At 72.3% G+C, this 26,653-nt stretch carries 25 protein-coding genes; 18 read left to right on the top strand and 7 right to left on the bottom strand.

Annotation, left to right across the window (positions count from 1 at the left end; all coding sequences use genetic code 11):
- The first annotated feature begins 3 nt into the window (after positions 1–3).
- Together ASC77_RS18655 and ASC77_RS18660 are read left to right on the top strand one after the other, a co-directional pair.
- The gene (locus ASC77_RS18655; protein ID WP_056156370.1) at positions 4–561 is read left to right on the top strand and encodes an RNA polymerase sigma factor; all 558 of its coding nucleotides are present in this window, start codon (positions 4–6) and stop codon (positions 559–561) included.
- Complete coding sequence (locus ASC77_RS18660) at positions 558–1,574, top strand: hypothetical protein (protein ID WP_056156372.1); 1,017 nt, start codon at positions 558–560, stop codon at positions 1,572–1,574. Before ASC77_RS18655 ends, ASC77_RS18660 begins: the two co-directional genes overlap by 4 nt.
- 1 nt (position 1,575) lies before the next feature.
- Here the strand turns inward: ASC77_RS18660 and ASC77_RS18665 are convergent, their stop codons facing one another.
- On the bottom strand, positions 1,576–2,991 hold the full coding sequence (locus tag ASC77_RS18665) for an MFS transporter (protein ID WP_056156374.1): 1,416 nt from the start codon (positions 2,989–2,991) through the stop codon (positions 1,576–1,578).
- A 56-nt stretch (positions 2,992–3,047) separates the two neighbouring features.
- On the opposite strand from ASC77_RS18665, the gene ASC77_RS18670 reads away from it, so the two are divergent.
- Positions 3,048–3,320 (top strand): acylphosphatase, encoded by a 273-nt coding sequence (locus ASC77_RS18670; protein WP_056156377.1) that lies wholly within the window; start codon positions 3,048–3,050, stop codon positions 3,318–3,320.
- Between the two features lie 4 nt (positions 3,321–3,324).
- On the opposite strand, the gene ASC77_RS18675 is transcribed toward ASC77_RS18670, so the two are convergent.
- A complete protein-coding gene (locus tag ASC77_RS18675) occupies positions 3,325–3,939 on the bottom strand; it encodes a hypothetical protein (RefSeq protein WP_056156379.1) in 615 nt (204 codons plus the stop codon).
- Between the two features lie 59 nt (positions 3,940–3,998).
- On the opposite strand from ASC77_RS18675, the gene ASC77_RS18680 reads away from it, so the two are divergent.
- From ASC77_RS18680 to ASC77_RS18690, 3 genes are read left to right on the top strand one after another with little or no spacing between them, the layout of a single operon-like run.
- Positions 3,999–4,559 (top strand): antibiotic biosynthesis monooxygenase, encoded by a 561-nt coding sequence (locus ASC77_RS18680; RefSeq protein ID WP_056156382.1) that lies wholly within the window; start codon positions 3,999–4,001, stop codon positions 4,557–4,559.
- A gap of 41 nt (positions 4,560–4,600) precedes the next feature.
- Complete coding sequence (locus tag ASC77_RS18685; protein WP_056156384.1) at positions 4,601–5,080, top strand: hypothetical protein; 480 nt, start codon at positions 4,601–4,603, stop codon at positions 5,078–5,080.
- A 37-nt stretch (positions 5,081–5,117) separates the two neighbouring features.
- On the top strand, positions 5,118–6,005 hold the full coding sequence (locus tag ASC77_RS18690) for a hypothetical protein (protein WP_056156385.1): 888 nt from the start codon (positions 5,118–5,120) through the stop codon (positions 6,003–6,005).
- On the opposite strand, the gene ASC77_RS18695 is transcribed toward ASC77_RS18690, so the two are convergent.
- Positions 6,002–6,973 carry a sulfotransferase family protein gene (locus tag ASC77_RS18695; protein ID WP_056156387.1) on the bottom strand — a complete coding sequence of 324 codons (972 nt, stop codon included), beginning with the start codon at positions 6,971–6,973 and terminating at the stop codon, positions 6,002–6,004. The genes ASC77_RS18690 and ASC77_RS18695 overlap by 4 nt on opposite strands.
- Before the next feature lie 70 nt (positions 6,974–7,043).
- Here ASC77_RS18695 and ASC77_RS18700 point away from each other — a divergent pair, with 70 nt between their 5' ends.
- From ASC77_RS18700 to ASC77_RS18715, 4 genes are read left to right on the top strand one after another with little or no spacing between them, the layout of a single operon-like run.
- Positions 7,044–7,928, top strand: a complete 885-nt coding sequence (locus ASC77_RS18700; RefSeq protein WP_056156388.1) for a phosphoribosylaminoimidazolesuccinocarboxamide synthase — start codon at positions 7,044–7,046, stop codon at positions 7,926–7,928.
- Positions 7,925–8,314 (top strand): SRPBCC family protein, encoded by a 390-nt coding sequence (locus tag ASC77_RS18705; RefSeq protein ID WP_200945025.1) that lies wholly within the window; start codon positions 7,925–7,927, stop codon positions 8,312–8,314. The genes ASC77_RS18700 and ASC77_RS18705 overlap by 4 nt, the downstream gene beginning before the upstream one ends.
- On the top strand, positions 8,311–9,894 hold the full coding sequence (locus tag ASC77_RS18710) for a long-chain-fatty-acid--CoA ligase (protein WP_056156393.1): 1,584 nt from the start codon (positions 8,311–8,313) through the stop codon (positions 9,892–9,894). Before ASC77_RS18705 ends, ASC77_RS18710 begins: the two co-directional genes overlap by 4 nt.
- A complete protein-coding gene (locus tag ASC77_RS18715) occupies positions 9,881–10,255 on the top strand; it encodes a hypothetical protein (RefSeq protein ID WP_156391171.1) in 375 nt (124 codons plus the stop codon). The genes ASC77_RS18710 and ASC77_RS18715 overlap by 14 nt, the downstream gene beginning before the upstream one ends.
- A gap of 12 nt (positions 10,256–10,267) precedes the next feature.
- On the opposite strand, the gene ASC77_RS18720 is transcribed toward ASC77_RS18715, so the two are convergent.
- Positions 10,268–10,765: a general stress protein gene (locus tag ASC77_RS18720; protein WP_414813195.1), complete on the bottom strand. Its 498-nt coding sequence runs from the start codon at positions 10,763–10,765 to the stop codon at positions 10,268–10,270.
- Positions 10,766–10,868: 103 nt separating this feature from the next.
- Here ASC77_RS18720 and ASC77_RS18725 point away from each other — a divergent pair, with 103 nt between their 5' ends.
- The 6 genes from ASC77_RS18725 to ASC77_RS18750 are packed head-to-tail and all read left to right on the top strand — an operon-like array spanning position 10,869 to position 15,745.
- On the top strand, positions 10,869–11,171 hold the full coding sequence (locus tag ASC77_RS18725; protein ID WP_056156399.1) for a hypothetical protein: 303 nt from the start codon (positions 10,869–10,871) through the stop codon (positions 11,169–11,171).
- Positions 11,168–13,681, top strand: coding sequence for a hypothetical protein (locus ASC77_RS18730; protein WP_056156401.1), 2,514 nt, complete (start codon positions 11,168–11,170; stop codon positions 13,679–13,681). Before ASC77_RS18725 ends, ASC77_RS18730 begins: the two co-directional genes overlap by 4 nt.
- A gap of 5 nt (positions 13,682–13,686) precedes the next feature.
- A complete protein-coding gene (locus ASC77_RS18735; RefSeq protein WP_056156403.1) occupies positions 13,687–14,304 on the top strand; it encodes a hypothetical protein in 618 nt (205 codons plus the stop codon).
- 52 nt (positions 14,305–14,356) lie between these two features.
- Complete coding sequence (gene purS / locus ASC77_RS18740) at positions 14,357–14,626, top strand: phosphoribosylformylglycinamidine synthase subunit PurS (RefSeq protein ID WP_056156405.1); 270 nt, start codon at positions 14,357–14,359, stop codon at positions 14,624–14,626.
- Positions 14,623–15,291, top strand: a complete 669-nt coding sequence (purQ, locus tag ASC77_RS18745; RefSeq protein WP_056156406.1) for a phosphoribosylformylglycinamidine synthase subunit PurQ — start codon at positions 14,623–14,625, stop codon at positions 15,289–15,291. The genes purS and purQ overlap by 4 nt, the downstream gene beginning before the upstream one ends.
- 10 nt (positions 15,292–15,301) lie before the next feature.
- A complete protein-coding gene (locus ASC77_RS18750) occupies positions 15,302–15,745 on the top strand; it encodes a DUF3817 domain-containing protein (protein ID WP_056156408.1) in 444 nt (147 codons plus the stop codon).
- Here ASC77_RS18750 and ASC77_RS18755 read toward each other — a convergent pair whose 3' ends face one another.
- The gene (locus ASC77_RS18755; RefSeq protein ID WP_082574909.1) at positions 15,746–17,152 is read right to left on the bottom strand and encodes a glycoside hydrolase domain-containing protein; all 1,407 of its coding nucleotides are present in this window, start codon (positions 17,150–17,152) and stop codon (positions 15,746–15,748) included.
- A 204-nt stretch (positions 17,153–17,356) separates the two neighbouring features.
- On the opposite strand from ASC77_RS18755, the gene ASC77_RS26780 reads away from it, so the two are divergent.
- On the top strand, positions 17,357–17,515 hold the full coding sequence (locus ASC77_RS26780; protein ID WP_156391172.1) for a hypothetical protein: 159 nt from the start codon (positions 17,357–17,359) through the stop codon (positions 17,513–17,515).
- Here ASC77_RS26780 and ASC77_RS18760 read toward each other — a convergent pair.
- Positions 17,512–18,996: an MFS transporter gene (locus ASC77_RS18760; protein WP_056156413.1), complete on the bottom strand. Its 1,485-nt coding sequence runs from the start codon at positions 18,994–18,996 to the stop codon at positions 17,512–17,514. The genes ASC77_RS26780 and ASC77_RS18760 overlap by 4 nt on opposite strands.
- Positions 18,997–19,117: 121 nt before the next feature.
- Here ASC77_RS18760 and ASC77_RS18765 point away from each other — a divergent pair, with 121 nt between their 5' ends.
- Positions 19,118–19,666: a TetR/AcrR family transcriptional regulator gene (locus ASC77_RS18765; protein ID WP_056156414.1), complete on the top strand. Its 549-nt coding sequence runs from the start codon at positions 19,118–19,120 to the stop codon at positions 19,664–19,666.
- A gap of 6 nt (positions 19,667–19,672) precedes the next feature.
- On the opposite strand, the gene ASC77_RS18770 is transcribed toward ASC77_RS18765, so the two are convergent.
- Entirely contained in the window at positions 19,673–26,593 is a 6,921-nt protein-coding gene (locus ASC77_RS18770; protein ID WP_056156416.1) for a N,N-dimethylformamidase beta subunit family domain-containing protein, read from the bottom strand.
- Between the last annotated feature and the right edge of the window lie 60 nt (positions 26,594–26,653).

The raw sequence follows: 26,653 nt of genomic DNA on the forward strand, positions 1-26,653 counted from the left end.
GGCATGACGGAGAGTCGCGAGGAGACCTACCGCCGGCTGTACGGCACGCACTTCGACGCGGTGCTCGGCTACGCGCTCCGGCGTACCGACCGGCCCGAGGACGCCGCGGACGTCACCGCCGAGACGTTCCTCGTCGCCTGGCGCCGGCTCGCGCACGTGCCGTCCGGGACGGAGACTCGCCCCTGGCTGTACGGCGTGGCGCGGCGGGTCCTCGCCAACCACCGCCGCGGTGACCACCGCCGGACCGCGCTCGGTGGCCGGCTGCGCAAGGAGCTCGCGAGCTCGGTGCCCGACGCCAGCGACGACGTGGTGCAGCGCGCGGACGTCACCGAGGCGATGCGCCGGCTGAGCGCCCGCGACCAGGAGGTGCTCGAGCTGCACCTGTGGGAGGGGCTCGAGCCCCGCGAGATCGCCGAGGTCCTCGGCCTCACCACGGTGGTCGTGCGGCCCCGGCTCTCCCGGGCCCGGGCCCGCCTGCGCGACCTGCTCGGCAACGATCCCGAGCCACCCGGACATCTCTCCTCCCGACAGTCACAGCTCACCCGGAAGGAGCGCTCATGAACCCCCTGCTCACCGACGACGCCGTCGCCGACCTGCCGCTCCACGCCGGGCGGGCCGACCTCCTGGAGGAGATCATGAGCACGCCCGTCCTCGACGACCGACCGGTCCGCACCGACGCCCCCCGACGCCGTACGACGTGGCTGGTGCCGGTCGCCGCGGCCGCCGCGGTCCTCGCCCTGATCGCCGGCAGCGCGTGGTTGGTCGGTGGCCTCGGCCTGCGGGGTCCCGAGGTCGCCGGCGGCTCCGGCGTCTACCGGGCGATCCTCGACGCGCCGGGCTGGACGGTCGAGAGCGTCAACGCCGACGACGACTCCGGCGAGCTCACCTACGTGAACGGCGACCGGCAGTTCGAGATCAGCTGGTACCCCGCCTCCGAGTACGCGGGCTACGTCGAGGACCGCCGCCACATCACCGCGACGCCGACCGACGGGCAGCCGATCGAGGTCCTCGGCCGGGACGCGCTGATGTGGATGTACGACGGTGCCGGTCCCACCGCCATCCGCGACGTGGCAGACGGCCACTTCCTCGAGCTGCGCGGCAAGACGATGACCACCGCGGCGTACCTCGCGCTGCTCGACGACGTCCGCCTGGTCGACCGCGACGCGTTCGCGGCAGCGATGCCGTCGTCGTACGCCGACGGCACCGCCCGGCAGGCGGCGCTCGACGTCGTGCTGGCCGAGCTCCGGGACTACGTGCACCCCCTGATCCCGCCGGCCAGCCAGCGCTCGGGCTTCTCCTCGAACCAGGACGACCCAGACCTGCTGGGCGTCGAGGTCGCACGCGACGTCGCCTGCGAGTGGCTCTCCGAGTACGTCGAGGCCCGGCGGGTCGACAGCGACCGGCGCGCCCAGCGGGCCGCCGGCATCCTCACGACCGTCCGAGAGTGGCCGGTCCTGCAGGAGGCCACGGGCGCCGGCGCGGAGGAGGCCGAGGCGATCTGGGGGTACGCCGACCAGGTGCTCGCGGGCGAGACGCCGTCGGGCTACGCCAAGGACCTCGGCTGCGCGGGCTGAGCTAGGAGGTCCGGGCCTGCCGCAGCGACCGGATCGCCATCAGCAGCGCCAGCGAGACCAGGGCGGCTCCGGTGAGCAGCGCGGCGCGGAAGCCGGAGAGCTGGTAGGTGGTCACCAGCACGGCCGCGCCGATCGAGGCGCCGATGCGCTGGCCGGTCTGCAGGGCACCGCCGGCGGCGCCGCCCATCCGCGGTGGCACCTCGGAGAGCGTCAGCGTCATGTTCGGGGAGACGACCGCGCCGGCGCCGAGGCCGGCCAGCAGCAGCGTCGGGGCGAGCCACGGCCAGACCGGGTCGTGGCCCGGCACGAGCAGGGCGACCAGGACGACGCCGAGGATCATCGTCGTGAGCGCGCCGACGGTGAGTCGGCGGCCGAGGTCGGAGACGACGCGGCCGGCCAGCGGGGCGCTCACCGCCGAGCCGAGCGCGAACGGCATCAGCAGCAGGCCGGCCTCGAGGGGCGTCGAGCCGAGCCCGTCCTGCAGGTAGAGCGAGGTCACCAGCAGCACCCCGGTGAAGCCGGTGAAGTAGAGCGCTCCGACGGCCAGCCCGTTGACGTAGCCCGGCAGGCTGCGCAGCAGGCGCAGGTCCAGCAGCGGCGGGTGCCCGCGCCGCGCCGTACGCCGCTCCCACGCGACGAAGGCCCAGCCGAAGACCGGGACGCCGGCGAGCAGCAGCAGCGGGAGCCGGGCGCCGCCCTCGACCCGGACGACCGGGTAGAGCAGGCAGAGCACGGTGGCCCCGAGGAGCAGCGCACCCGGCACGTCGATCCGGTTGTCGGCCGGCTCGGTGCGCGGCGTACGACGGGGCACCATCGCCATGACCGCGACCATCGCGACGAGCCCGATCGGGACGTTGACCAGGAAGAGCCACCGCCAGCCGTCGTCCTCGCCCGCGACGGCGATGATCAGGCCTCCGAGGACCGGTCCGACGGCGGACGAGACGGAGACCGTCAGCCCGAAGACGCCGAACGCGCGACCGCGCTCCGCCCCGCGGAAGAGCTGCTGGATCAGGCCGGAGTTCTGCGGCGTCAGCAGCCCGGCGCTGGCGCCCTGGGCGAGCCGGGCGAGCACCACGAGCGCGGCGTTCGGTGCGAAGCCCACCGCCGCGCTGGAGACGATGAAGCAGGCCAGCCCGATCAGCATCAGGCGGCGTCGGCCGTACGCGTCGCCGAGCCGACCGCCGGCGACCAGGGTGAGGCCGAACGCCAGCGCGTACCCGGACACGACCCACTGGATGGTGCCGGCCGAGGTGTGCAGACCCTCCTGCATCGAGGGGATCGCGACGTTGACGATCGAGACGTCCAGCAGCGCCATGAACCCGATGACGAGCGAGACGCCGAGGATCCGCCAGCGCCGCGGGTCCGGCTCGTACTGGGGCTCGTCGACACAGGGTGCGTCGACGGCGTGCTCGGTCACGCTCTCACCGTGCCCGATGGGTGGTGGGCGCATCCGCGGGCGGGCAGGATGTGGGGATGACGAGAGCCGTCCGCGCCGTCGTCACCGGGCGCGTGCAGGGCGTGTCGTTCCGTGCGTACGCCGAGCAGGAGGCACGCCGGGTGGGTGTGACGGGCTGGGTGCGCAACGAGCCGGACGGGTCGGTCGCCGCCCACGTGGAGGGCGACGACGAAGCCGTCGACGCCCTGGTGGCCTGGCTGCGGCACGGCCCCCGGCTCGCGGTTGTCGAGCACGTCGACGTCCGCGACGCGGAGGCGGTCGGCGCGAGCTCGTTCGAGGTCCGCTACTGACCGCTCACGCCCGGGCGTGACCGCCCCAGTTGGCGAGCTTGGTCGCCACGGTGTGCAGGTCGGCGCGCCAGACGGTCTCGTCGACCGGCGGCAGGATGGCGTCCCACTCGACCGCGAAGGACCCCTTGATCTGCTCGAACCCCGCGGGCCGCGCGAAGAACCAGACGTGGAAGTGGGCCGAGCCGTCGCCCCAGCGGTTGACGTGGACGCGGCCGATGCCGTCCAGGCCCTGGATGATCCGGACCAGGCGGTTGCAGATCCGGCCGAACGTCGAGGCCTGGTCGTCGTCGAAGTCGCCGGCGTCCATGTGCTCGCGCGAGTGCAGGACCACGACCATGGGCAGCCCGCTCGGCTCGCCGTCGTGGGTGAGGATCCAGTCGTCGTCCTCCCACACGATCCGGTCCTCGGGGACGCCGGCGCACACGCGGCAGGGGGCGCCGCCCTCGTCGCCCTCGCGGGGCGCGGCGGGAGCGGGCGCGTCGAGCGCCTTCGGGGCGAGGGCCCCGTCGACGACCTCCCACGGGAAGACGTCCCACCCGGTGATCTCCGGGGCGGGCAGCCGTCCGTCGGCAGCGGCGGCGAGGACGCGGGCGTGGATCTGGGATGCAGACTCCGGCATGGCCTCATGCTGCCAGCCCGACTTGCGCCGTACGGCGGCACCCCCGGACGATCGAGCCCATGACTGCTCCCGTCACCGTCTCGATCACCCGGACCGTCAGCCCCGGCCACCACGACGAGATGGTGGCCTGGATCCGTGCCGGCTCGGCGCTCGCGGCCCGATTCGAGGGCTTCCTCGGCTCCGGCTGGGTGCGGCCGTCGACGGGGTCGGAGGAGTGGCACATGCTCTACCGCTTCGCCGATGACGCTGCGCTCGCGACCTGGGAGGCGTCCCCGCAGCGCGAGTGGTGGCTGGGCGCCGCCCAGGGGTTGGTCGGCGAGTCGAGCATCGAGCGCCGGACCGGCATCGAGGGCTGGTTCGACCCGCCCGCGACGTACGACGTCGAGGACCTGCGGCCCACCCCGCCGGCGCCGCCGCGGTGGAAGCAGGCGTGCGTGATCTTCCTCGTCTTCTTCCCGCTCAGCGTCCTCGCCAACTGGGGCGCGAGCCACACGATCTCGGGCCTCCCGCTCGTCCTCCGCGTGCTGTGCACGGTCCTGGTGATGACCCCGGTGATGACGTACGTCGCCCTGCCGTGGATCACCAAGCGGATGGAGTGGTGGCTCCGGCCCTCCTCTTGACGTCGAGGTTTCTCCCTCGAGGGCCCGGGCAGGGGACCTGCATGAAGAGAGTCTCGGGAATCCTCATCGTCCTGCTCACCACGCTCGGTCTCACGTTCGGGACCGTCGGCACGGCCGCCGCCGTGACGCAGTCGAGCGCCGCGTCGCAGTTCTCGGCGGCCGGTATCGGCTGGACGTCGTCCGGCGGCTGCACCGACCCCGGCAACTCGACGTGCACCTCGTTCGAGGGCATCCGGCAGGCCACCATCGACGGCGCGATCACCCTGAAGAACGCCAGCGGCTGCTCGCTCACGATCACCGGCGGCACCGAGACCGGCCACGCGGGCGGCCAGTACAGCCACTCGACCGGCTACAAGCTCGACTTCTCGCGCACCGCGTGCCTGACCACGTGGGTCCACAACACCTACACCTACTCCGGCACCCGCACCGACGGGACGCCGCTCTACACCGCCGCCTCGGGCAACGTGTACGCCGACGAGGGCAACCACTGGGACGTCCTCTACTACTCCTGCGGCTGCTGAGCGATAGTCGAGCGACCGACTCGACTATGCTGGCCCCATGTCCGTCGACACGCTGCCCCCGCTCCCGTCGTACGACGACGTCCAGGTCGTGGTCCCCGCGCCGGGTGTCGGTCCGGGCAACTGGGCGGGCGCGGCGAGCGCGGTGCTGGTCGACGGGACGTTTTGGCTGACCTACCGGGTGCGCCGCCCCCTCACCGAGGGGCGCGGCGTCTCGGTGGTCGTCGCCAGCTCCACCGACGGCGTCACCTTCGAGGAGGTCGCCGTCGTCGACCGGGAGGCGTTCGGCTGCGAGTCGTTCGAGCGTCCGGTCCTGGTGCCGGTGCCCGGCATCGGCTGGCGCCTCTACCTCTCCTGCGCGACCCCGGGCTCCAAGCACTGGTGGGTCGACAGCCTCACCGCGGCGACGCCGGCCGACCTGCCCGGTGGCGAGCGCCGGCTGGTGCTGCCCGGTGACGACGAGGTCGCCGTCAAGGACCCGGTCGTGGACCGGACCGAGGACGGCTGGCGGATGTGGCTCTGCTGCCACCCGCTCACCGAGACCGGTCACGAGGACCGGATGACGACCCGGCTGCTGACCAGTGCCGACGGCCTCGACTGGACCGACGCCGGCGAGGTGCTCGCCGGTCGCCCGGGCCACTGGGACGCCCGCGGCGCCCGGGTGACGACGGTGCTGTCCGACGCCCCGCTCGTGGTCCTGTACGACGGTCGCGCCGACGCCGCCTCCAACTGGTACGAGACGACGGGGGTCGCGCGCTGGGACGGCGAGCGCCTGGTCGCCGACGACTCCGACCCGATCGTCTCGCCGCACTCCGACGGCGCCTGGCGCTACGCCTCCGCCGTGCCGCTCCCCGACGGCCGCACCCGGTTCTACGTCGAGGCCGCGCGCCCCGACGGCGCGCACGACCTCGTGACGCTGGTCCGTTAGCCGGCCTGTGCGGGACGCCGCTCGTCGAAGGAGCCTTTCGGCTCGCTGGAGAGCCAGTCGGAGAAGTCCTGTCCGGTGAGCTCGGAGAGCAGCCGGACGTCGTCGGCGAAGGCCGGCACCAGCCGTTCGCGCTGCTCCGGCGACAGCCGCGGGCGACGGGCGTCCTCGCGGGTCCGCAGCCGCTCGGTCAGCGGCACGCTGGCCCGACGCCACACCTCGGGGCGGGCGAACTGGCCCAGGTGCGCCCCCGCGCGGATCACCGGGCCGAGCACGGTCGGCCGCCACCCCGGCGGGACATAGCTGCGTGAGTTGTCCCGCGGGATGGTGGCGACCAGCCCCGGCGTGATGCCGAGGAAGCGGCAGGCGCGGTCGACGGCAGCCGGCGGGTCGTCGACGATGTCGCGGTAGCGCAGCACCAGGATCCGCGCGGGATCCACGTGCTGGTGCAGGTGGGCCAGCTGCTCGCCGTACATCCCGAGCTCGCGGTAGCGCCAGAACGGCGCCCAGCCGGCGCGGACCCGCTCGTCCTGACGCGCGAAGGCCGTCTCGAAGTCGGCGATCGGCTCGAGGCCGTCGCACCACAGGTGCATCCAGTTGGAGTAGGCGCGGTCCACCGGGTCGCGCACCACGGCGATGATGCGTACGTCGGGCAGGGCCTCCCCGATCCGGCGGTGCGCGCCGCGGCTCCACAGGTAGAACGGCGTGCTCTCGCCCCGGACGGTGTCGGGGCGGGCGGCGTCGAACAGCGCGGCGTACTCGTCGTGGCGCCAGATCCACTCCTGCTGGGAGTGCGCGTCGCCGGGTCCGCGCCAGGCCGGTGGGGGAGCCCCGTCGCAGAGCCAGAACTTGGGCTCCTTGGGGCGGGTCACGAAGACCTCGGGGTGCTGGGAGAGGGCGGCATGGAGCGCCGTCGTGCCGGCCTTGGGCGCCCCGACGATCAGGAAGTCGGGCTGCGGTGCTCGGATCATGGGTCCCTCCTCGAAACCAAAGTAACTCAGTACGAAAAGGAGGAGAAGGGGGAACTCCTAGAGTGTCCGTGTGGCCGACGTCAACATCCCCTCCGCGCCCGTCATCAGCGGCGCCACCCACCTCCACTCCGGCAAGGTGCGCGACCTCTACGAGCTGCCCGGCGGCGACCTGCTGATGGTCGCCAGCGACCGGATCTCGATCTTCGACTTCGTGCTCGACACGACGATCCCGGACAAGGGCGAGATCCTGACCCGGATGTCGCTGTGGTGGTTCGACCAGCTCGCCGACCTCGCGCCCAACCACGTCATCTCGACCGACGTGCCGGACGCCGTCCGCGGCCGCGCGGTCGTCTGCGAGCGGCTCGCGATGTACCCCGTCGAGTGCGTCGCCCGCGGCTACCTGACCGGCACGGGCCTGCTCGACTACCGCGCCTCGGGCGAGGTGTGCGGCATCGCGCTCCCCGCCGGTCTCGAGGACGGCAGCCGGCTGCCTGGGCCGATCTTCACGCCCGCGACCAAGGCCGAGCTCGGCGACCACGACGAGAACGTCTCGTACGACGCGGTCGCGGCCACCGTCGGCGGCGAGCGCGCCGCCGAGCTGCGCGACCTGACGCTGCAGGTCTACGGCCGGGCCGAGCAGGTCGCCCGGGAGCGCGGCATCATCCTGGCCGACACCAAGCTCGAGTTCGGGTCCCGACCCGACGGCACCACCGTGCTCGCCGACGAGGTCCTGACGCCCGACTCGTCCCGCTTCTGGCCGGCCGCCGAGTGGCAGCCCGGCCGCACCCAGCCGTCGTACGACAAGCAGATCGTGCGCAACTGGGCCCTGTCGCCCGAGTCGGGCTGGGACAGGTCGTCCGGTGACGCGCCGCCCCCGCTGCCGCCGGAGGTCGTCGAGCGCACCCGGAGCCGGTACGTCGAGGCCTACGAGCTCCTCACCGGCGAGACCTGGTGAGCACCCGGTTCCCGGTCACCTGCGAGGTGGCGTTCGACTACCTCGTGGACCCGCGGAACCGGCCGGCGTGGCAGTCGAGCCTCAAGCGCGTCGACGAGGTCGACGGCGACGTGCGCGTCGGCCAGACCTGGGTCGACGTGACCCGACCCGGTCTGCGGCCGCAGATGGAGACGACCGAGCTCGACCGCCCGCACCGCTGGACCGAGCGGGGCACCTGGCGCGGGTACGCCGCGACCCTCACGCTCACCTTCACCGAGACCGCGGAGGGGTGCGACGTCGACGCGGAGGTCGTGATCACCGGCCCGTTCGTGTCCCTGCTGCGGCAGATCGCGCCCCGCGCCGTCCGGCGTGACCTCCGCCACGCGGCCAGTATGTTGAGCGCATGACGACGTACAACCTGGCGAGCCTCCTCGAGGACGGCGCCACGACCTACCCGGACCGGACCGCGATCGTCTTCGGCGACTCCCGGCTGAGCTACGCCGAGGTCGACACGTTCTCCAACATGGTGGCCAACCTGCTGGTGTCACGCGGCATCGAGCCGGGCGACAAGGTCGCGCTCACCTGCCCGAACCTGCCTTACTTCACGGTCGTCTACTTCGGCATCCTCAAGGCCGGTGCGACGGTCGTCCCCCTCAACGTCCTGCTCAAGGGGCGCGAGGTCGCCTACCACCTCGGCGACTCCGACGCGAAGGCCTACTTCTGCTTCCAGGGCACGCCCGAGCTGCCGATGGGCGAGGCCGGCCATGCCGGCTTCAGCGAGGCCGAGGGCTGCGAGCACTTCTTCGTGATCACCGCCGGGCTCGGCGACGCCTCGCCGATCGAGGGCGTCGAGACCATGGCCCAGGCGATGGGTGGCCAGCCGGCGACGTTCGACACCGTGGCGACCGACGAGGACGACACGGCGGTCATCCTCTACACGTCCGGCACCACCGGCCAGCCGAAGGGCGCCGAGCTGCGGCACCGCAACATGCGCGACAACGCGCTCTCGGGTGCCGCGCTGTTCGGGGCGGACGCCGACAACCCCGACACCTACCTCTGCGTGCTGCCGCTCTTCCACTCGTTCGGCCAGACCGTCTGCCAGAACGGCGCCTTCGCGTACGGCGGCACCGTCGTCATGCTGGCCCGCTTCGAGGCGCGCGCGGCGCTGGACCTGATGCAGAAGGAGCGGATCAGCTTCTTCGCCGGGGTGCCCACGATGTACTGGGGACTCCTCGGTGCCCTCGAGGGCGCGCAGGCCGACGGCCTCGACGTCGCCGAGCTGGCCGGCAACCTCCGGGTGGCCGTCGCAGGCGGCTCCGCCCTGCCGGTCGAGGTGCACAAGGAGTTCGAGAAGCGCTTCGGCGTCACGATCCTCGAGGGCTACGGCCTGTCGGAGACCTCGCCGGTCGCCTCGTTCTCCAAGTACGGCGAGCCGGTGCGGGTCGGCTCCATCGGGCTCCCGATCCCGGGCGTCGAGATGCGGCTGATCGCTCCGCCGGACGGGTCGGGCGAGTGGAAGACGGTCGAGGGCGCCGACGAGATCGGTGAGATCGCGATCAAGGGCCACAACATCATGAAGGGCTACTACGACCGCCCCGACGCCACCGCGGAGGCCATCCACGACGGCTGGTTCCGCTCCGGCGACCTGGGCCGGCGCGACGAGGACGGCTGGTACTACATCGTCGACCGCTCCAAGGACATGATCATCCGCGGCGGCTACAACGTGTACCCGCGCGAGATCGAGGAGGTGCTGATGACGCACCCGGCCGTGTCGCTGGCCGCGGTCATCGGCGTACCCCACGAGAGCCACGGCGAGGAGATCAAGGCCGTGGTCATCCGCAAGGACGGCGCCGAGGTCACCGAGGACGAGCTGGTCGCCTGGGGCAAGGAGCAGATGGCCAGCTACAAGTACCCCCGTATCGTCCAGTTCGTCGACGCCCTCCCCATGACCTCCACCGGAAAGATCCTCAAGCGTGAGCTCAGCTGACACCCACGTGGTGATGGAGACGGACCGCCACGAGACGCGGTTCCGGCTCACCCTCATCGCCATGATCGTGCTGCTCTTCGCGGTGCCGATCGGCACCGCGAAGGCGCTCGACCTCGACGCCCGGACCCCGGTGACGATCGCCGAGGACACGCTGCGCGAGAACTACGACCTGGTGCTGATCGACGATGCGGGTCACGCGATCCCGGAGGACTCGGGTGCCGTCACCCAGTCGGAGTTCAGCATGACGCCGGGCTCGACCACCGAGGGCGTGCCGTTCAAGCTCCACGGCAAGCTCGTCCACTGCACGATCTCGATGCCGGACGACGACCCGAGGTCGGTCACCGCGACCTGCGACTCCTGACCCGCCGACGGCCTACTCGAACGGGTTGGGCAGCGCCCCGGGGAGACCGGCGAGCAGCTCGCGCGCCTGGCCCGCGACCTTGTGCTCGACGAGCACCTCGTAGCGCGTTGCGACCACCTGGGTGATCGACGAGAAGTCGCGCTGGCCGCGCGTGAGCGCGTAGCCGAGCAGCGCCCACACGATGCCGAAGACGGCGCCGAGCAGGATCGTGGAGACGATCATCGCGAGGACGTTCTCGTCCACGAAGAACGAGAAGATCAGCCCGACGAACAGGCCGAGCCACAGTCCGGACAGCAGGCCGCCGAGGGCGACCCGGCCGGTCGTCAGCCGGCCGGTGATGCGCTCGACGCGCTTGAGGTCGGTGCCGACGATCATCAGGTGCTGCACCGGGAACTCGTTGTCGGACAGGTAGTCGACGGTCTTCTGGGCCGACGCGTAGTCGTCGTACACGGCCAGCGACTGCGGGAACTCGAGGCGGAGCGGGTTCAGGCCGGGCACAGGGGAGGACATGCTCATGGCCCCAGTCTGCCCTGCGCCGGTCACAGCCGCGTTTCTGGCTCGCAGCGACCGGGTAGGTGCCGAGGAAGCGCGACGACTCGGGACGGGGACCGACATGACGCTGGAGATGCTCAGGGGCGACGTCGACGCAGCCGCCCAGAAGATCGGCGCAGCCGCGGACGGCATCGGCGCGACCGAGCCGGGGCCGCACCTGGCCGGCGTGCACGGGGCGCTGCCCGACAGCCAGAGCGCGGGGGCGGCGCAGTCGCTCACCGAGAGCTGGGGGACCGCAGTCAGTGACCTGACCCGCGACCTCGGTGCGCTCCGCGACCAGATGATCGCGGCGGCCAACCACCTCGAGGCCGAGGACGAGGTCGTGCACACCGCCTTCCGCCGGCCGATGGTCGGTGCCCAGTGACCACCATCGCCCAGCTCGAGAGCTGGGATCCCGCAGCCGTGGGCGCCAGCGCGGAGAGCCTCAACGCCGACCGCAAGGCCCTCGTGGACCTCCAGGACGAGATGGACGCCGGGAGCCCGCCGGGCAGCTGGCAGGGCGAGGCCGCGACCGCGGCCGTCGGCTCCCACGACCGGATCTACGCGCGGCTCGCCGACCTGGTGGCCGCCGTGTCGCCCGTCGTCGAGGCGCTCGATGCCGCCCAGGCCTCGATCAAGAGTGCCCAGGACTCGCTCCACGCGGCGCTGTCCACGGTCGCAGCGGAGGGCTGGAAGCTGGAGGAGACCGGCGGTGGCGGCGTGCGCATCACGGCGCCGGCATCGTCCGACGACGGTGGCGGCCTCCTGGGCGCGATCGACGAGAAGGTCGACCAGGCCCGGATGACCGCGCTGGCCCAGCAGATCGCCGACGCGCTCCAGGCCGCGTCCGACGCGGACTCCCAGCTGGCCTCGGTGCTCACCGGGGCCCGGGTCGGCAGCTACGACGGCGGCACGGGCACCCTCGCCGACGCCGCCCTCCCGCCGGAGATGCGCGGGCTCAGCAACGCCGAGCTCGTCGACTACATGTTCAAGCACCCGAAGGAGACAGCGCCGTACCTCGACGCCCTCTCGGACGACCAGCGCCAGGCGGTCGGCAGTGCGCTCTCGACCCGGTGGGACGACATGGCGGTGCCGGTGGTCGCAACCGGCGACCAGGACGCCTACCCCACGCAGGCGGAGCTCGACGAGCTCAACGAGCTGACCGCTGCGTTCGGCGAGGACCCCGTCGTCGCGACGACGCTCCTCGACGACCTCGGCCCCCGCGGCCTGCTCGAGCTCCAGACCACGCTGCTCGCCAACCCACCCGCCGGTGCCGACCCCATCAGCTGGGAGTCGGCCGGCGAGGCCCAGCGGATCTGGGGGCACACCCTGGCCGCCGCCACGGCCGGTGCGGACTCGGGCCCCGGTGGCGTCGACCACGTCTCGGCGGAGTGGATCGACCAGCTGAACGCTGCCGCGCAGGGGCACTACGACCTGGCGCCGGGCGTGATCGGCAACGCCTACGGCTACCAGGTGCTCTCGCCGCTCCTGGCCGCGGACGGCCACTCGGCGTACTTCCTCAACGAGGTCGGCACCGGGATGGAGAAGTTCGAGCACGACTACATGGACGACAACGGCGGAGCGAGCCCGTGGGACAGCTACACGTTCCCCGGCGAGCTCGACCTGACGCACCTGAAGGACGGGATGCCCGACCCCGACCAGCCCAACGGGCACGATCCGTTCGGCGGGCTCATGGAGGGCCTCTCGCACAACCCGGTCGCGGCGCGCGAGTTCTTCAACGACCCGTTCGGCGACTCGGTCTACGACAACCGGGTCGACCACTACCTCAACGACCGCGACTGGTCGAACTTCGAGGACTACGGCGACCGCCCGTCCGAGATCGGCACGCTCGGCGACGCGTTGACCACGGCGACCACCGTCGACCCCGAGGCCGGCTCGGCCTCGGTGATGAACGACGTCGTCAACGCCGTCGGCGACCCCGACCACGAGCTCGCCCCCGAGCTGCGCTCCGACGTCGGCACGATGGTCAGCCACTACATGCCGTCGGTGTTCGACACCATGAACGGCGACCACCCGATCACGACCGGCGACCCGGTGCCGTGGCTGCCCGGCGACCAGCGCAACGACCTGATGGTCGACTTCGACCCCGACCACCTCAAGTACACGCTCGACCAGGTCGGCCGCAGCGAGGACGCCGGCGGGATCGTGTCGGACGCGGCGGCGAGGTACGCCAACCTCGGCTACGACACGATCTTCAGCGGCGGCGCGGACGGCGACCTCGGCCCCGGCCCCGACGACCCCGACGCGCTCTGGGCCAACCGGCTCGACCTCGCCGACAGCCGGGTGAGCGACCCCTACGCGCACGTCGCCAGCTACCTCGGCGGCGGGTACGCCGACCAGCTGCGCGCCGACGGGCTCGCGGCCGACGCCGCGACCAGCAACGCGGGCGACAGTGCCTGGAAGGTCGGTGGCTTCATCGCCGAGCAGGCCGTCGGCAAGGTGCCGGTCGTCGGCAGCTTCGGCGACTTCCTCGTCGGTCAGGGTGTCGACGCGATCACCGGCGCCAACGACGTCGACACGACCGAGCAGGTCGAGCAGCAGATGGGTCACCACCTCAGCGACGTCAACGGCTCCGCGCAGGCGATGGCCCAGAACGCCGTCTACCGGAACCTCCCCGACTCCGTCCTCGACCACGTCGGCAGCGACGGCCACGGCGGCTCGGTCTTCGACGCCCCCGACGGCACCCGACTGCCGATGTCGCAGTGGGGCCCGGAGCAGGCAGACGCCTGGCACCGGGCGCAGGACATCACCGGCGTCTCGTCCACGGGCTCCCAGCTCCAGGACGCGATGGGGGACCGCATCACGACCGCCCTCTCCGAGCGCGACCAGTTCATGGGCAACTACGGCGAGCAGACCGGCGACGGCGACGGATGAGGTCGGTGCTCCGGGGGATCGTGGGGGTGGCCGTCGCGACCGTCCTGCTGTCCGGCTGCACGGACGACCCGCCCGAGCCCGACGACGACGGGCCCTCCTCGGCCCACGTGCTGGACCGGCTCGCCGAGCACCCCGACACGATCGACGACCACGGGCTCGATGAGCTGGTCGCCGCCGGTGGCGACGACGACGCGGCGGAGGAGTTCCGCCGCACCTACCTCGCGTACGTCGAGGGCGGGGTCGACCGGACGATCCGCGATGCCGGTCGCGAGGACTGGGACCAGGTCCTCCGGACGATCGACGACGAGTGGGTGCAGCCGTCCGCCGACGTCCTCGGCGCGCTGGAGGCCGGCTGCGACCAGGAGGGCGGCACCTGCAGCGATCGGCTCGAGCTGGCGGAGCAGGGGCTCCGCGACGCGGTCGAGTCGGCGACGTACGCCGCGATGCCGGCGAAGCTGCTGCCCCGGGTGTTCGTCGAGGACGGTCAGCGGGTCGCGATGTCGGCCTGGACGACGGCCCAGAGCGACGAGTGGCGGCGGCTCCGGGACACGACGTTGCTGCCCGGCACCAGTGGTGTGGTCGAGCAGGCGACGTTCGCCCGGATGCGGAGCGTCGGGGCCTGAACGGCCCCACTAGACTGGCGGCGCACTCGCACCCCTCCCGAAGGAGCGCCCCGTGGCCCGTGTCGTCGTCGACGTCATGCCCAAGCCCGAGATCCTCGACCCCCAGGGCAAGGCCGTGCTCGGCGCACTGCCCCGGCTCGGCTTCAGTGGCGTGACCGACGTCCGCCAGGGCAAGCGGTTCGAGCTCGAGATCGACGGCGAGATCACCGACGCGGTGCTCGCCGAGGTCGAGAAGATGGCGGAGACGCTGCTCTCCAACCCGGTCATCGAGAACTACGCGGTCCGCGTCGAGGACTCCGTCGCCGCCGAGGCGGCTCGGTGAAGATCGGCGTCGTCACCTTCCCGGGCTCCCTGGACGAGGTCGACGCGCAGCGCGCCGTCACCCTCGGCGGCCACGAGGCCGTCGCGCTGTGGCACGGCGACCACGACCTGCGCGGCGTCGACGCCGTGATCCTGCCCGGCGGCTTCTCGTACGGCGACTACCTGCGCTGCGGCGCGATCTCCCGCTTCTCGCCCGTGATGACCGAGGTCATCGAGGCGGCCGGCAAGGGCATGCCCGTGCTCGGCATCTGCAACGGCTTCCAGATCCTCTGCGAGTCCCACCTGCTGCCCGGAGCGCTGATCCGCAACGACCACCGCAAGTTCGTCTGCCGCGACCAGCGCCTGCGGATCGAGAACACCAGCACCGCGTGGACGACCGCCTACGACGAGGGCGCGGAGATCACCATCGTCCTCAAGAACGGCGAGGGCGGCTTCGTCGCCGATGCCGACACACTCGACCGGCTCGAGGGCGAGGGGCGCGTCGTCGCCCGCTACCTCGACGTCAACCCCAACGGCTCGCTGCGCGACATCGCCGGCATCACCAACGAGCGCGGCAACGTGGTCGGGCTGATGCCGCACCCCGAGCACGCCGTCGAGGACCTCACCGGAGCCGGGACCGACGGTCTCGGCTTCTTCACCAGCATCCTGGAGAGCACGTTCGCATGAGCGCAGTCGCATGAACCCCCTGAAGACCTTCCGCCTCGTCGCCGTCGCCGAGGCGGTCACCTGGGCCCTGCTGCTGACCGGCATGGCGTTCAAGTACACCGACGTCACCGACGTCGGCGTCCGCGTCTTCGGCATGGTGCACGGCGTCGTCTTCATCGCCTACTGCCTGGTGACGGTCCTCGTGTCCGTCGACCAGCGCTGGTCGCGGAGCCGGTCGCTGCTGACGCTGCTCGCGGCGGTGCCGCCGTTCTTCACGGTGCTCGCCGACCGCTCGGCCGAGCGCGCCGACGTCCTGGGCAGCTCGTGGCGCCTGACCCACGAGGCACCGGCCTCGGTGCTCGACCGCCCCGTCGCCTGGCTGCTGCGCAACCCGGTCCGCGGCGCGCTCGCCGGCCTCGTGGCCGTGGCCGCGCTCACCGGTGTCGCCCTGCTGGTCGGCCCTCCGGCCGGCTGATCAGATCTTGCCGCCCTGCAGGGCGGCCCAGGTCGGTCCGCCGGCGATGCCGTTGACCGGGACGCCGATCCGCTGCTGGTAGGCGCGGAGGGCACGGTCGGTCTTCCAGTTGAAGACCCCCGTGGCCCGGACCGCCGCAGCGGTCGCGTCGGTGCCGGCGGCGGACAGCGCCCGCTGGACGCGTCGTACGTCGGGGCCGGCGGAGCCGAACTTCAGCAGCACCCGGTTGCCGGCGCTCAGCAGCGCCGTCCAGTCGTTGCGGGTCCAGCCCGGCGTGACCGGCAGGCCGTGCGCGCTCTGCCAGGCGTTGGCCGCCGCGGCCGTGGCGCCGTTGTAGCGCCCGTGGATCCGGCCGGCGTACGTGCCGTCCTCCTGCAGCAGGCACTGGAGAGCCTTGACCTGGACGGGGTTCGGCGTGCTGGTGCCGTTGGCCGGCCGGATCACCTGGTAGCCGGCACGCGGGATGACGACGCCGCCGCAGTGGACCTCGGGGGAGGCCACCGAGCCCTGGCCCAGGTTGAGGAAGTTGCTGTCGATGTTGATGGTGACCTTGCCCCAGGTCTCGTCGTGGCCGCCCCGGTACTGCTTCACCCGCGAGCGCGGCATCCAGCCGTCAGCGCGGATGTACGGCGTGCTGGTGCTGGCGATGCCGTCCCAGCGGGCGATCCAGATCTGGTCGGGGAGGGTGAAGGCCGTCGGTCGCGTGACCCGCGCGTCGTCGAGGGCCCGGATGCCCGACCCGGCGCTCGAGTAGACGCCGGAGACGTAGCCGAGGGCGTGCAGCTGCTCGGTCCACCCGCTGAGGAAGGCCAGCGCCGACTCGCGGCACTTCGCGTTGTTGGAGTCGAAGCCCTCGAGGTCGTACCAGAGGGTGCTCCCGGTGGTGATGCCCAGGTCGATGGCGGCCGTGACCGACTCCGCGGCCTGGGTGCGGCCCTGACGGAGGGCGACGGCGTACAGGCCGTTGTCGTTGGCCTTGGAGCTGATCCGGAAGTCGTCCTTGTAACGCGGGAACCGCGGCTGGCAGGAGGCCTGGGGTCCGAGCGTGATCGGCAGCAGCCGCCAGCCCTTGGCGAGCTGGGTGCTGACCCAGGTCGCGTTCAGGTAGGTCTGGTTGCGGCAGGCCCGCGAGTCGCCGGCGATGTAGATGCCGACGGCCCAGAAGGGCGAGGTGCGGAGCCAGCGGTTCATCTTCGCCTGGCTCGGCGCCTGGCACTGGTCGAAGCCGAAGCCGGTGAAGTCGCCGGGCGTCACCACGTTGGCCTTGCGCGCCTTCGCCGCGAGCGGGGCGGCCGCGTCGGTGGCCTGCTCGCTCCCGCTCACCGCCATCAGTCCGGAGACCGTGAGGGCGCTCAGCGCCACCGCGGTCGCAGCGCGTCGGGCGAGGGGAAGAAACCGGCGAGGCATGTCGAGCTCCAGAGAAAGGCGTGGTCGCTGCCTCGCGGCCGAGGCCACGTCACCATAACCTCACCAATCACACCAGTCACAGCCTTCGCCGACAACTACAGCGCTGTAATTCGCTCGGTGCCAACCACAAGGTTTGCTCAATCGGCTGAGCACGTGCGGGAACGGGAGCACGCTGGCCGCACGCAACGATCGAGGGGGTCGATCATGAGTGACAGCTGGAGCATGCTCCCGTTCCTGGGCCGCGGGCCGGAGTTCTTCCTGGACCCGGTCGAGGGCGGTACGCCGACGACGAGCGCCGACGGCCGGTGGTGGTGGGACGGACGCGTCTGGACGCCCGTCCTCGCCGCCCGCCAGGCGAGCTAGGCCGCCTCGACCGCCTCGGTGAGGTCCGCGCGGACCGGCTCGACCCGCGCGGGCTCGGGGGCTGACGCCCGCCGGGTCCGGAGCGCGAGGCCCGAGACCAGCAGGGCCAGGGCGGTGAAGCCGGCCGACGTCAGGAACGCCGCCTGCAGCCCGGGCACGAACTCGCCCGGGACCGCACCCGCGGCGTACACCGACACGATGACGGCGATGCCCACGGCACTGCCGAGCTGCTGCGTGGTCTGCAGCAGTCCGGACGCCGATCCGGCGTGCTCCGGCTCGACGCCGCCGAGCACCGTGACGGAGATCGGCATGAACACCAGGCCGGTGGAGAGGCCGGCGATCAGCATCGGGCCGAAGACCGAGCCCCAGTAGGTGCCGTCGGCACCGGCGGCGCTGAGCCAGGCGTAGCCCACGGTCATGGCGGCGGTGCCCGTCATCAGCATGGCCTGCGGGCCGACCTTCTGGATCAGCCACGGGGTGAGGCGGGACATCCCGAAGATGCCGAGGCTGAAGGGGAGGAAGGCGAAGCCGGACGCGAGCGGGCCGAAGCCGAGCACCCGCTGCACGTACTGCACGACCAGGAAGAACATCGACAGGTTCGCACCGATGACCAGCGCCATGACGGCCAGCGCGGCGACGCGGCGCCGGTTCCTGACCAGGTGCGGCTGGATCATCGGGTGCGGGTGCCGCGTCTCGGTGCGGGCCAGCAGGAGCAGGGCCGCGACGCCGAGGACGATGCCGCCGATGGTGCGCACCGAGGTCCAGCCGTGCTCGGGAGCACCGATCAGCGCCCACACGATGGACACGGCGCCGATGGTGGCGCTGGCGGCGCCGACCAGGTCGAAGCGTCCGGGGCGGCGGGCGGTCTCGGCGACGAAGCGACGGGCGAGAAGCAGCACGGCGATGCCGAGCGGCACGTTGATGAAGAGCGTCCAGCGCCACGACCCGACGTCGGTGAGCAGGCCACCGAGGATCAGGCCGATCGAGGCGCCACCGGACGAGACCGCGCCGAAGAGCGCGAGGGCCCGGTTGCGCGCGGCCTCGTCGGGCGCGCTGGTGGTGAGCAGGGCGAGCACGCTCGGTGCGGCGAGGGCCGCTCCGACGCCCTGGAGGGTCCGGGCGGCGACCAGCTGGCCGGGCGTCTGGGCGAGTCCGCCGAGGGCGGAGCCCACCGTGAAGGTGGCCAGCCCGATCTCGAAGACCCGGAGCCGTCCGAAGACGTCGCCGAGCCGGCCGCCGAGCAGCAGCAGGCCGCCGAAGGCGAGCGTGTAGGCGTTGAGGACCCACGACAGCGACGCGGGGCCGAAGTCGAGGTCGGCGTCGATGCGGGGCAGGGCGACGTTCACGACGGTGGCGTCGAGCACGATCATCAGCTGGGCGACCAGGACGATCGCGATGCCCGCGGCTGCGCGGCCGGCGTTCGGCGGCAGCTCGCTGGGCCGACCCGTGCCCCGGGCGGGGGTGGTGGTGGTGAGAGACATGGTGGAGAGTCCTGTTCTGGCCTCGTGGGCCGAGGTACAGTAGATCCGGAGGGTTCCTCCGCTTCATCCAGAACAATACGGAGACTGTCTCCGTTTAGCAAGTGCAATGAGGGAGTTTTCCGTGCGAGCCGATGCCCAGCGCAACTACGACCGCATCGTCGAGGTGGCGCGCCAGGTGTTCCGCGAGCGTGGGTACGACGCCTCTCTCGACGACATCGCCAAGCTCGCCGGCGTCGGTCCCGGCACCCTCTACCGGCACTTCCCGAAGCGCGAGAACCTCCTCGACGCCGTGATGCAGTCCTGGGTCGACAAGGTCACCGAGACCACGGACAAGGCGCTGACCCACGAGGGGTCGGACCGCGACCTGCTGCTGAACTGGTTCCAGGAGTACGTCGGCCTGATCAGCCAGCACAAGGGCGGACCCGCCAAGATCACCTCCGCGATGGGCGACCCGGACTCCCCGATCATGACCAAGTGCCAGGTCCTGGCATCCGCCAACGGCCGCGTGATCGAGCGGCTCCGCGAGGACGGCGCGCTGCGCGACGGGGTCGAGACCATCCAGGTCTGCCGCCTCGTGGGCGGCATCGCGACCGTCGCCGACCAGAGCGACCTCGACGCGTCCGCCGTGCGCCCGATGCTCGAGGTCGTCGCCGACGGGCTGCTGAGGTAGGACCCGTCAGGAGAGCTCGCGCGACGCCGCGGGTGCCTCCCCGTCGTGTGAGAACCCGATCGCCCGGACCAGGGCGCGGGATCCGTACGGCGCCGTCATCCGGACCCGCACCTGCAGGTAGCGGCCGGGACGGTCGAGACGGGTGCCCTCGACCCGCCGCCACCGCGACCAGGTCCCGTCCGGTCGTGACCGGTCGCCGGTGCGCACGGCCACGACGACCCGGGATCCTGCGGGACGGGTGGCGTCGAGCACCATCGCGGTCCAGCTGACCTTCTGCCGGGCGTCCTGGACGGTGGAGATGAACGTGCCGACCCCGCCGGCCGGCAGGGCCAGGGCGCCGAAGCCGGCACGGCTGACCCGCACGTCGCCGCTCAGCCGGCCGGTGCGGAAGCCGAGCGCGGTCTGCAGGGCGACGCCCGGCGCCCGGGTGCGGAGCCGGATCGGCGTGCCCGAGCCCGAGTTGCCGGCGGCGTCCGTCCCACCGACCGTCAGGCGGTACGCCGTCTCGGTCGCGAGCCCGGTCAGCACCACCGTGTGCCGCCGCACCAGCCCGTCGTCGCGTCGCGAGCCGACGCCCGGCGTCGACCGGTCGGTGAAGTGGACGACGGACGTCGCAGGCTCGGCGGTCCGCCACGACACGCGCGCGGTGCCGTCGGGCAGCGAGAGCGCACGGACGGCGGTCGGCACCGGAGCGCGGTGGTCCGCGGCGGGGGTGCGGAAGGTGGCCGGCGGCCGATCGCGCCGCGGCCAGGTCCGGAGGTGGCCGTCCGCGCCGCGGGTGAGCACGCGGTAGAAGTACCTCCGGCCGGCGGCCAGCCCGTCGACGGTGAGCGAGTGGCGGGCGGTGCTCCCCGCCGACGTCGTCACGCGGTCGAGCCTGCCGGCCGACGTGCCGAAGCGGACCGTCGAGGTCCCGGGTGCTCCGCTGCGCCAGCGCACCGTGGCCTCGCCCGACGGGCTCGACGCGACCCGCGCCGCCGAGACCGCGGCTGCCGAGCCCGCCGAGCCCGCGCCGTACGCCGCCGACCACGTGCCGGCCGACGCGGGGAAGACGGCGTACTGCTGGCCCTTGACGGTCATGGTGGTGAAGGCGACGGCGGTGCCTCCCCGGGTCAGGCTGCTCAGCACCGTCCCGCCCGGTCCGGCGACGGGCAGCATCGCGGTGAGGCGCGAGGCGCCGCTGCCGACGGCGATCGTGAAGCCCAGCGTGGAGCCCGACCACGAGAGATCGCCGAACGAGGAGCCGTTGCGCCCGTCGACCCAGGTGAGCATCTGGCGCGCGGTCACGACAGGCACGCCGCGCTCCTGCGCGGACGCGAGGAGCTCGTCGCTCTCGAAGGTCGTCGCCGCGTCGGTGTGCATGTTGGCGGTGAACGCGCCGTAGTAGCCCTGGGCGCCGAGTGCCCGGTCCAGGAGGGTGTCGACGGTGAACGGGTAGCTCTGCTCGGACTCGTCGGTCATCGCCGTCTGGGCCTGGTAGACGTCGAGCATCGAGCCGTCGGTGTCGGTGAACCGCATCGGGATGCCCGACCCGTTCATGAAGCCGGGACGGTCCTGCACCCAGCTGCCCGGCCAGAAGTAGTAGTTGGTGTCGAGGCGGATCCCGTTGGCCAGCTCGGCCCTGGGCTGCGAGCTCCAGTCGCTGAACGCGATGCAGTGGGTCCGGTTGGTCGTGGGCGCCAGGACGCCGGAGTACTTCGCACGCCACTCCGCGAGCTGGGAGCTGTAGCCGCTCTGGAGCTGGGCGAGCGAGGTGAAGTTGGCGCAGTTGGTCGTGTGGTGCAGCCCGACCTCGAAGCCCTGGCCCTGGTAGGTCGTGGCCTGGGCGTTGCTGAACGGCGTGGACGTGTAGACGTACGACGTGAAGCGGGGGCAGGTCCAGGCCGCGACCGAGCAGCCGGCGGGGCTGGCGGCGAGGTAGGAGGCGAAGCGGCCGGCCGTCCCGCCCGTGCCGTGGTCGTCGCCGGTCGCGACCACGACGGCCTTGTACGTGTCGGGGAAGTACCAGAACCGCGGCAGCGGCATCCGGTCGCGCCGCATCACCGTGAGGAGGTTGGCCAGCAGGCGCTGCTGCTCGTCCGCCTGGGGGATCGACACCTTGGCCAGGTTGACCCAGTCGGTGGTCCCGCTGCCGCCGAAGAAGAGGTCGTCGGACCGGATCGGCGTCTGGGCGTCCCGCTCCTGGGCCGCCCACGCCGGGTTGCCCTGGCGGGTCTGCACGACCGACTTCGCCAGGTCGTAGGCGAAGGTCGCGACCTGGCCGCCGTTGCTGCCGACGCTGCGCCACGCCACCGCGGGCTGACCGGTGGACGCCGTCGCGGTCGAGTAGAGGGTCGCGACCGTGGTGGCGCCGGCGAGTGCGTAGCGGTTCGCGGCCCCGTGGAACTGCATCGTGTCGGTGGTGATCCCCGCGCCCGGCGCGGTCGCGGGGTCCACGGCCAGGTAGCCGTCGGAGACCGTGCCGGCCTGGGCGCTGAGGCCGGCGAGGCTCAGGAACCGGCTGTCCGGTCGCATCAGCACGAGGTCGCCACCGGCCGTCACCCAGTCGCTCACGGCGGCGACCTGCGCATCGGTCACGGGCACCTCGCCGACCACGAGCGCGCCGTACGGCGCCAGGCCGCTGGCCGTGAGCGCTGCCGGCCCGACCGTGGTGAACTCGTTGAGGCCCTCGGCGCGCAGGATCTCCGCGAGGTACGTCGAGACCGGGTTGCCCGCGCTGGTGACGACCGCGACGGGACCGCCCGGTCCCTGGTCGGGCGCCGGCGGTGCCGGTGCGGCGGTCTGGAACGACCAGCTCGTCGGTGCCGCGACGTTGCCCGCCGCGTCGCTGGCGCCGCTGACCTGGACGGAGTACGTCGTCGAGGAGGCGAGCGCGAGCGCGGGCTGGAACAGCAGTCGGGTGCCGCCGCTGTCGATCGCGGTGGTGCCGGCCAGCACGGTGCCCGCCGGGTTGCGGACCTCGACCGTGCCGGTGCGCGCCTTCAGCGGCTCGCCGTACGTCGCCGAGACGACCGTGTTGGTGGGGACCCCGGTCGCGCCGGGGGCGGGCGAGCGGTCCAGCAGCGACGGCGCCGTGGCGTCCGTGGCGCTCTCCTGGAAGACGACGTCGACCCAGTAGTTCTCGTTGTTGTAGCTGCTCGTCGGGAAGACGCCGGCGGTGCTGGTGTAGCGGTAGAGGCCGTTGCCGCCGTCGGTGCCGTTGGCGAGGGCGGTCAGCGGTCCGCGCGTCGTCGCGGCGCTGAAGTAGTTCCCGTTCACGACGTACCGCGACGGCGTGAAGTACGACGCGACGTAGGTCGTGTTCGCCTGCACCGCGACCGGGCTCGCGAAGGTCGCCTGCTGCCAGCCGCTCGCGCTCTCCCCGGTGAAGGTCACGGTGGCCAGCTTCGTGCCGGTGCCGCTCCAGAGGGTGCCGACGTGCGTGCCCGAGCTCTGGGTGGGCTTGAAGTAGCGGATCGCCGTGACGTACCCGGCCTGGCTGGTGCGGAACTTCACGCCGAGCTCCACCGCCGAGGTGTCCGGGTCGGTGCCGGCGGGCGCGGCGGTCGACGGCCAGATCGTGCACGGACACGAGCTGGCCGTCGCCGCGGTCGTGAAGCTCCACGACGTCGGGTCCATGACGTTGCCGGCGGCGTCGGTGGCCCCGGACACGGTCGCGGTGTAGGTCGTCGACGTCGCGAGCGCGCTGCCAGGGGTGAGCGTCGCGGTCTGGGTGGTGGCGTTGTAGGCGGTGGTGGCGGTGACGGCCGTGCCGGCGGGGTTGCGGAGCACGAAGCTGACCGTCGAGCCGGTGACGGCCTCGCTGAAGGTGGCGGTCGGCGCGACCGAGGTGGCGACGGCGGTGGCGCCGCTGGCGGGCGTTCGCGCGGTGACGGTGGGCTTGGTGGTGTCGGCGGCGACCGTGGTGAAGGTCCAGGTGACGGGGTCCATGGCGTTGCCGGCGGCGTCGGCCGCGCCGGAGAGCGTGGCGGTGTACGTCGTCGACGGTGCCAGGGCGCTGCCGGGCGTCAGCGTCGCGGTCTGGGTGGTGGCGTTGTAGGCGGTGGTGCCGGTGACGAGGGTGCCGGCGGGGTTGCGCAGCTGGAAGCTGATCGAGGCTGCAGTGACGGGCTCGCTGAAGGTCGCCGTGGGCGCGACGTTGACCGCGACGCCGGTGGCGCCGGCGGCAGGGGTCCGTCCGGTCACGGTGGGCTTGGTGGTGTCGGCGGCGACCGTGGTGAAGGTCCAGGTGACGGGGTCCATGGCGTTGCCGGCGGCGTCGGTGGCCCCGGAGACGGTGGCGGTGTAGGTGGTCGAGGGCGCGAGGGCCGCGTTCGGGGTGACGGTCGCGGTCTGGGTGGTGGCGTTGTAGGCCGTGGTGGCGGTGACGAGGGTGCCGGCGGGGTTGCGGAGCTGGAAGGAGATCGAGCCGGCGGTGACGGGTTCGCTGAAGGTCGCCGTGGGCGCGACGTTGACCGCGACGCCGGTGGCGCCGGCCGCGGGGGTCCGTCCGGTCACGGTCGGCTTGGTGGTGTCGGGGCCGTTGTCGTAGACGACGTCGACCCAGTAGTTCTCGCTGTTGTAGGACGCGGTCGGGAAGGAGCCCGCCGTGCTGCCGTAGCGGTAGAGGCCGTTGCCGCCGTCGGTGCCGTTGGCCAGCGCCGTCAACGGCCCGCGGGTGGTCGCGGAGGTGAAGTACGCCGAGCTGACGGCGTACCGCGACGGTGTGAAGTACGACGCCACGTAGGTCGTGTTGGCCGTGACCGGGACCGGGGTCGCGAAGTTGGCCTGCTGCCAGCCGCTGGCGCTCTCGCCGGTGAAGGTCACCGTCGCGAGCTTGGTGCCGGTGCCGGTCCACAGGGTGCCGACGTGGGTGCCGGTGGAGAGGGCGGCCTTGTAGTACCGGATGCCCGTGATGGTCCCGTTCTGGGAGGCGCGGAACTTCACGCCCAGCTCCACCGCGCTGGTGTCCGGGTCCGTGCCCGCAGGGGTCGCGGTGCTGGGCCAGATCGAGCACGGGCAGCCGCTGCCGCCGGAGGTGCCCGCCGTGATCGTGACGCCCGCGGACGGGGTCTCGATGTTGCCGCTGTCGTCGGCGGCCCTGCTGCGGATCCGGACGGTCCCGGCGGCTGCCGGGGTGAACGTGTAGGTCCACGACTCACGTCCGGTGGCGCGGTGCCAGGTGCTGCCGTTGTCGGTGGAGACCTCGATGCCGCCGACCCGGCCGCCGCCGGCGTCGGTGGCGGTCCCGGTGATCGTGATCGGGTCGCCGACCGGCAGCGTCGCGCCGGCCGTGGGCGAGGTGATCACCGAGGTCGGGGCCGCGGTGTCGGTCGACGCCGTCGCCGCGGTCAGCCCCGACTGCAGCGTGGTGGGCTGGACGCCCATGTCGGCCAGCAGGTTGACGGTCGCCTGACGCGCGGCCGCGTCGGCCGCGGCCGAGCCGCGGTCGTGGTTGGCGTCGAGACCCCAGGACCACTGGATCGTCCCCGCACCGAACACGAGGGCGCCGCTCGGGGCGCGGTAGAGCGTCATCGAGTGCGTCGCCGTGCCGCTGCTGTAGTTGGTGCCGTAGTCCTGCAGCACGTCCGCCTGACCGGTCGTCTGCGACAGCCGGACCAGACCCGGTGGGCGCGACCCGTTGTCGGCGTCCTGGTCCCACTCGTAGCCGATGACGTTGGTGCCGACGGTCGTGGTCTGCGTGCCGGTCAGGCTGGCCACGCGGGTGTTGCGCCAGAAGCGCATCTTGCCGTCGGCCGCCCCGACCTCCATGTCGATGGCGCAGCAGTTCGCGGTGAAGATCGTCCCGGACAGCGCGTTCTCGGGGCGCGCGCCGTCGGCGGGCGCACCGAAGCGCGGGTCGCGCCAGGTCGCCGTCGCCGTCGGGGGGTCCTGCGGGTCGATCGCGGCGTTCGCGTGCGTCTCCTTGTAGGAGACGAGGGTCCGGTACGGCGTGCCGGAGCCGTCGACGCTGTTCTCCCACCGGGTCTTCCAGAAGATCTCGTTCCCGCTGAAGAAGGCCAGGTCGACCCCGGCCGCGCGCGCCGCCTCGACGTTGGCGCGCTGCTGGCCCGACCAGTACTCGTCGTGGCCGACCGACAGGAACGCCTGGTGCTCGAGCAGCTCGCTCCCGCGACGGTCGGTGTCGACCCCGGAGGTGTAGCTCACGTCGTACCCGTTGGACTCCAGCCACCGGACCATCGGGTACTCCGCGTTGAAGACGAAGTCCTCGGGCGCGTTGGCGCGCGTGGTGAACGGCCGGTTGTAGCTGACCTTGTAGGCACGGCCCGCGGGCGCACCGGTGTAGAGGCTGTTGCCGCCGTACGCGTTGTAGGCCTGCCAGGTGGTGTCCGAGGTCTGGAAGAGCAGTTTGGACGCGGAGCTGTCGTTGCGGACGACGAAGAAGACGTGGCTCGACCCTGCGGTGCCGTCGGTGCGCACCAGCTTGGCGAAGTAGATCCCGGACACGGCGTCCGCGGGCACCTGCCAGGTCGCGTTCTGGGTCCAGTTGCCGCAGTCGGTCAGACCGGTGGCGGCGACGGTGATGCAGTTCGGCTGGTTGGGCACGATCGTGGTGGGAGCGACCGTCGTGACGAGCCGTGCCCCCAGGCCGCCGTAGTAGCCCATCCGATAGATGTCGAGGCGGTACGACGAGGCGTTGGTGTCGATCTTGAAGCCCTCGGTCTCGCCGACGTTCACGCTCATCTGCGTCGCGAAGCCCTGGATGTTGGTGCTGCCGGCACCGGTGATGCCCCACTCGCTCTCGGGGTTGCCGGTCTTCGTGTTCTCGCACGCCACCGGGCTGGCGACGGGAGCGTCGCACGGTGCGGCGACCGCCGCGGGTGCGACGACGACGCTGAGTCCGGCGACGACCAGGACGCCGATCGCGGCGGCGACCAGCGCCGTCGACCTGGGGAACCGTCGGGTGCGCTGCTGATCTGGGCTCATGGGGTCCGCCTCGCTCGCTCCACCCCCCGGAGCCACCCGCCGGGGGTGTCGGATTCGTCG

Origin of the sequence: Nocardioides sp. Root1257 (genome assembly GCF_001425175.1) — a bacterium.
GTDB lineage: Bacteria > Actinomycetota > Actinomycetes > Propionibacteriales > Nocardioidaceae > Nocardioides.

What these genes read in the sequence shown, in the direction of transcription:
- ASC77_RS18655 (WP_056156370.1), top strand. Translation starts at nt 4, where the DNA reads ATGACGGAGAGTCGCGAGGAGACCTACCGCCGGCTGTACGGCACGCAC.
- ASC77_RS18660 (WP_056156372.1), top strand. Translation starts at nt 558, where the DNA reads ATGAACCCCCTGCTCACCGACGACGCCGTCGCCGACCTGCCGCTCCAC.
- ASC77_RS18670 (WP_056156377.1), top strand. Translation starts at nt 3,048, where the DNA reads ATGACGAGAGCCGTCCGCGCCGTCGTCACCGGGCGCGTGCAGGGCGTG.
- ASC77_RS18675 (WP_056156379.1), bottom strand. Translation starts at nt 3,939, where the DNA reads ATGCCGGAGTCTGCATCCCAGATCCACGCCCGCGTCCTCGCCGCCGCT.
- ASC77_RS18680 (WP_056156382.1), top strand. Translation starts at nt 3,999, where the DNA reads ATGACTGCTCCCGTCACCGTCTCGATCACCCGGACCGTCAGCCCCGGC.
- ASC77_RS18685 (WP_056156384.1), top strand. Translation starts at nt 4,601, where the DNA reads ATGAAGAGAGTCTCGGGAATCCTCATCGTCCTGCTCACCACGCTCGGT.
- ASC77_RS18690 (WP_056156385.1), top strand. Translation starts at nt 5,118, where the DNA reads ATGTCCGTCGACACGCTGCCCCCGCTCCCGTCGTACGACGACGTCCAG.
- ASC77_RS18695 (WP_056156387.1), bottom strand. Translation starts at nt 6,973, where the DNA reads ATGATCCGAGCACCGCAGCCCGACTTCCTGATCGTCGGGGCGCCCAAG.
- ASC77_RS18710 (WP_056156393.1), top strand. Translation starts at nt 8,311, where the DNA reads ATGACGACGTACAACCTGGCGAGCCTCCTCGAGGACGGCGCCACGACC.
- ASC77_RS18720 (WP_414813195.1), bottom strand. Translation starts at nt 10,765, where the DNA reads ATGTCCTCCCCTGTGCCCGGCCTGAACCCGCTCCGCCTCGAGTTCCCG.
- ASC77_RS18725 (WP_056156399.1), top strand. Translation starts at nt 10,869, where the DNA reads ATGACGCTGGAGATGCTCAGGGGCGACGTCGACGCAGCCGCCCAGAAG.
- ASC77_RS18750 (WP_056156408.1), top strand. Translation starts at nt 15,302, where the DNA reads ATGAACCCCCTGAAGACCTTCCGCCTCGTCGCCGTCGCCGAGGCGGTC.
- ASC77_RS18755 (WP_082574909.1), bottom strand. Translation starts at nt 17,152, where the DNA reads ATGCCTCGCCGGTTTCTTCCCCTCGCCCGACGCGCTGCGACCGCGGTG.
- ASC77_RS26780 (WP_156391172.1), top strand. Translation starts at nt 17,357, where the DNA reads ATGAGTGACAGCTGGAGCATGCTCCCGTTCCTGGGCCGCGGGCCGGAG.
- ASC77_RS18760 (WP_056156413.1), bottom strand. Translation starts at nt 18,996, where the DNA reads ATGTCTCTCACCACCACCACCCCCGCCCGGGGCACGGGTCGGCCCAGC.
- ASC77_RS18770 (WP_056156416.1), bottom strand. Translation starts at nt 26,593, where the DNA reads ATGAGCCCAGATCAGCAGCGCACCCGACGGTTCCCCAGGTCGACGGCG.